The 331-nt window shown below is 51.7% G+C and carries 2 tRNA genes; both read right to left on the bottom strand.

The window, feature by feature from the left end:
• Window positions 1–48 precede the first annotated feature (48 nt).
• Window positions 49–121: transfer RNA gene (locus tag PA598K_RS35435), tRNA-Ala, on the bottom strand.
• A gap of 79 nt (window positions 122–200) precedes the next feature.
• Window positions 201–277, bottom strand: a tRNA-Ile gene (locus PA598K_RS35440).
• Between the last annotated feature and the right edge of the window lie 54 nt (window positions 278–331).

Genomic DNA, 331 nt, shown 5'->3' on the forward strand with positions numbered 1-331 from the left:
TCCAGTTTTCAAGGTGCAAATGTCGCTTTCTGTAAGAAAGCGTTCAAGTGGAGACAAGGAGGATCGAACTCCTGACCTCCTGCGTGCAAGGCAGGCGCTCTCCCAGCTGAGCTATGTCCCCTTATTTACCCCAAAAAGTGAAGTTATCCTCCGAAGCGTAATCCGATTACTTTTCGGGGACCCCGACTCTATTGAGAAAATGGTGGGCCTTAGTGGACTCGAACCACCGACCTCACCCTTATCAGGGGTGCGCTCTAACCAGCTGAGCTAAAGGCCCTTGTTGCTATGAAATTATGGCTAAGTGCATTGCTGCACCCGCTTGGCGACGTCC

The organism is Paenibacillus sp. 598K (assembly GCF_003851045.1).
Lineage (GTDB): Bacteria > Bacillota > Bacilli > Paenibacillales > Paenibacillaceae > Paenibacillus_D.